This window comes from Dietzia sp. DQ11-71, assembly GCF_014144995.1.
GTDB lineage: Bacteria > Actinomycetota > Actinomycetes > Mycobacteriales > Mycobacteriaceae > Dietzia > Dietzia kunjamensis.
In genome coordinates, this window is the sequence record NZ_JAALDT010000352.1 from 1 (window position 1) to 3734 (window position 3734).

Genomic DNA, 3734 nt, shown 5'->3' on the forward strand with positions numbered 1-3734 from the left:
GCCACGGCGGTGCCGGCGAGGACGACCAGAGCGAGGAGCGCGGTGTCGGGGCGGCCGGTCCCGAGGGTCCGCGCGGCGACCAGACCGATGAGGACGACGACGACGAGGCCCGTCCCGTACACGAGGACCCACGCCAACGCCGACAGCGCCGCCCGACCTCGGACCGGTGTGGTCCAGAGGCCGGGCGGCGCCGGCGGCGGCGGGGTCACCTGAGGTGCTCGGCCACCCGGAACGGCGCGTCGGTGGCCGCCTCGATCTGCTCGAGGGTCACCCCGTCGACGAGCTCGATCAGGGTCAGGCCGTCGGCGTCGCGGTCGAACACGCCCAGTTCGGTGATGATCCGGTTGACGCAGCCCAACCCGGTCAGCGGCAGAGAGATCTCGGAGACGATCTTGGAGGACCCGTCCTTGGCGACCTGGTCCATGACCACGACGATCCGGCGGGCGCCCACCACGAGGTCCATGGCCCCGCCCATGCCCTTGACCATCGCTCCCGGCACCATCCAGTTGGCGATGTCGCCCGCGGGGTTGACCTCCATGGCGCCCAGAATGGCCACGTCGATCTTGCCCGAGCGGATCATGCCGAAGCTCATCGCCGAGTCGAAGATCGCCGACCCCGGGAGGGTCGTGACGGTCTCCTTGCCGGCGTTGATCAGGTCCGGGTCGACGTCGTCGGGGTGCGGGTACGGGCCGATTCCCAGCAGCCCGTTCTCGGACTGCAGGGTGACGTTGACGCCCTCGGGGACGTAGTTGGGGACCAGGGTCGGCAGGCCGATCCCGAGGTTGACGTACTGGCCGTCCTCCAGCTCCAGGGCCGCGCGGGCGGCCATGGCCTTGCGGTCGCGTCCGATCCTGCTCATCAGCGCTGTCCTTCCGAGGGCGGGTTGGTGGTGGTCTTCTCGATCCACTTGGTCCGGGCGACCTGCTCCGGGGTCAGTTCCACCAGGCGGTGGACGAAGATGCCCGGGAGGTGGATGTCGTCGGGGGCGAGCTCTCCGACCTCGACGATCTTCTCGGCCTCGACGATGCACACCCGGCCGGCCACCGCCGCGAGCGGCGAGAAGTTGCGGGCCGTGAGATTGAAGCGGAGATTGCCGTTGCGGTCGGCCACGGCGGCGCGTACCAGCGAGTAGTCGGCCTCGATGGCCTGCTCCAGCACGTAGGTCTCGCCGCGGATCTCGCGGGTCTCCTTGGGCGGGGAGGCCACCGCGATCCCGCCGGCCGAGTCGTACTTCCACGGCATGCCGCCGTCGGCGACGAACGTGCCGACGCCGGTGCGGGTGAAGAACGCCCCGATGCCGGACCCACCCGCACGCATCCGCTCGGCGAGCGTGCCCTGCGGGGTGAGCTCCACCTCGAGCTCACCGGACAGGTACTGGCGGGCGAACTCCTTGTTCTCCCCGACGTAGGAGGAGACGATGCGCCGGAGCTTGCCGCTCTCCAGCAGGATGCCGAGGCCCTTGCCGTCGACGCCGGCGTTGTTGGAGAACACCTCGAAGTCCCCGACGTCGCGGGCGGCGAGGGCCTCGATGACGATCTGCGGGATCCCGCTCAGGCCGAACCCGCCGGCGGCGATGGACGCCCCGTCAGGGATGTCCGCGACGGCCTCCGCCGCGGTCATGATCTTGCTGGACATACACGCACTCCTTGGGTGTGGGGGCGGTCAGGCGATGCCGAGGATCTCGATCGCGCTCTTGCGCATGTCGACCTTGCGGACCTTGCCGGTGACGGTCATGGGGAACTCGTCGACCACGTGGACGTACTTCGGGATCTTGTGGCGGGCGAGCTTGCCGGTGGCGAACTCGCGGACCTCCTCGGCCGTGAGATCGTCGCGTCCCGGCTTGAGCCGGACCCAGGCCATGAGCTCCTCGCCATACTTGGGGTCGGGCACGCCGATCACCTGGGCGTCGAGGATGTCCGGGTGGGTGTAGAGGAACTCCTCGACCTCCCGCGGGTAGATGTTCTCGCCACCGCGGATGACCATGTCCTTGATGCGGCCGGTGATGCGGACGTAGCCGGCGTCGTCCATCTCCCCGATGTCGCCGGTGTGCATCCAGCCCTCGGGGTCGATCGCCTCGGCGGTCTTGTCCGGCTGGTCCCAGTAGCCCAGCATGACGCTGTAGCCCTTCGTGCAGAACTCGCCGGCCTCGCCGCGCGGCAGGGTGGCACCGGTCGACGGGTCGACGATCTTGATCTCGAGGTGCGGCCCGACCCGGCCGACCGTGGACACGCGCCGGTCCAGCGAATCGTCCCGACGGGTCTGTGTGGACACCGGCGAGGTCTCGGTCATGCCGTAGCAGATGGAGACCTCCTCCATGTTCATCCTGTCGATCACCTGACGCATGGTGGATTCGGGGCACGGCGAGCCGGCCATGATCCCGGTACGCAGCGTGGACAGGTCGTAGGAGTCGAAATCCTCCAGCGCGAGCTCGGCGATGAACATCGTGGGCACGCCGTAGAGACTCGTGCACTTCTCCTGCTCCACCGCGCGCAGCGAGGCCGCGGGGTCGAACGCGGGCGCGGGGATGACCATGGCCGATCCGTGGCTGGTGCACGCGAGGTTGCCCATCACCATGCCGAAGCAGTGGTAGAAGGGCACCGGGATGCACACCCGGTCGACCTCCGTGTAGTTGACGAGCTCGCCGACGAAGTACCCGTTGTTGAGGATGTTCGAGTGCGAGAGCGTGGCGCCCTTGGGGAAGCCCGTGGTGCCGGAGGTGTACTGGATATTGATCGGGTCGCCCGGCTGCAGTGCGGCGCGGATCGACGCCAGTTCCTCGGCGTGGGTGGGGCCCGAGACCAGCGACTCCCACTCCTCGTCGCCGAAGAGCACGACCAGTTCGAGGTCGGGGCAGTTCGGCTGGACCTGCGCGAGCATCCCGGTGTAGTCGGAATCCTTGAACTGGGGGGCGGCGACGACGGCCTTGATCCCCGCCTGCTTGAGGACGTACTCCAGCTCGTGGACCCGGTAGGACGGGTTGATGTTGACCAGAACCGCGCCGATCTCGGCGGTGGCGTACTGGACCATCACCCACTCCCACCGGTTGGGCGACCAGATGCCCACCCGGTCGCCCGCCCGGATGCCGAGGCGGTGCAGACCGGAGGCCAGACGGCGGACGTCGGCGAGGAACTCGGCGTAGGTCCACCGCCGGTCGGCCTGCACGTCGACGAGCGCGTCTCGGTCGCCGAACCTCTCGACGGTCGCCGCGAGGTTCTCGGGGATCGTCTGGGTGAGCAGGGGGACGTCGGTCTCTCCGCGCGTGTGGGACCCGGCGGGGTCGAGGGGTGTGGAATCGAGATCGGTGGTGGTCATCTCGGTACTCCTTGGGGGTGGGGCCGGACGGCCCACGGGGTGGGGATTGCGGTATCAGGTGGCGACGGCCGCGGCGCGACGCATCGTCGCCTCGGCCTGGCGGAAGACGGGACCGTCGACCATTCGACCGTCCAGCCGGAACACGCCCTGGTTGTGTTCCGCGGCGGCGAGGACCTTCCGGGCCCAGGCCACCTCGTCGTCGTCGGGGGCGTAGGCCTCGCGGACCACCGCCACCTGGGACGGGTGGATACACGCGGTGGCCACGAACCCCAGCGCGACGGCGTCGAGCGCCTCGGCGCGCTGGCCGGAGGAGTCGGCGATGTCCAGGTGCACGGAGTCGACCGCCCACCGACCGAACGCGGCCGCGGCGAGGGCGACCCGCGCCCGGGCGTGACGGGGCACGTCGCGGTACTCCCCCGCCT

Annotated in this window: 4 protein-coding genes and 1 pseudogene; all 5 read right to left on the reverse strand. The window is 69.7% G+C overall.

Annotated features, from left to right (window positions below):
- Positions 1 to 209: pseudogene (locus G6023_RS12420) on the reverse strand (CPBP family intramembrane glutamic endopeptidase); the annotation flags it as partial.
- Positions 206 to 859, reverse strand: coding sequence for a 3-oxoacid CoA-transferase subunit B (locus G6023_RS12425; protein WP_069389900.1), 654 nt, complete (start codon positions 857 to 859; stop codon positions 206 to 208). The gene G6023_RS12425 and the pseudogene G6023_RS12420, both read right to left, overlap by 4 nt.
- Entirely contained in the window at positions 859 to 1635 is a 777-nt protein-coding gene (locus tag G6023_RS12430; RefSeq protein ID WP_182635776.1) for a CoA transferase subunit A, read from the reverse strand. Before G6023_RS12430 ends, G6023_RS12425 begins: the two co-directional genes overlap by 1 nt.
- A 27-nt stretch (positions 1636 to 1662) precedes the next feature.
- Positions 1663 to 3312: an AMP-binding protein gene (locus G6023_RS12435; protein ID WP_132061588.1), complete on the reverse strand. Its 1650-nt coding sequence runs from the start codon at positions 3310 to 3312 to the stop codon at positions 1663 to 1665.
- A gap of 54 nt (positions 3313 to 3366) precedes the next feature.
- A partial coding sequence (locus tag G6023_RS12440; RefSeq protein ID WP_182635778.1) for an HpcH/HpaI aldolase/citrate lyase family protein occupies positions 3367 to 3734 on the reverse strand: 368 nt, incomplete at its 5' end.

Coding starts and splice junctions, on each gene's coding strand:
- G6023_RS12425 (WP_069389900.1), bottom strand. CDS start 859: ATGAGCAGGATCGGACGCGACCGCAAGGCCATGGCCGCCCGCGCGGCC.
- G6023_RS12430 (WP_182635776.1), bottom strand. CDS start 1,635: ATGTCCAGCAAGATCATGACCGCGGCGGAGGCCGTCGCGGACATCCCT.
- G6023_RS12435 (WP_132061588.1), bottom strand. CDS start 3,312: ATGACCACCACCGATCTCGATTCCACACCCCTCGACCCCGCCGGGTCC.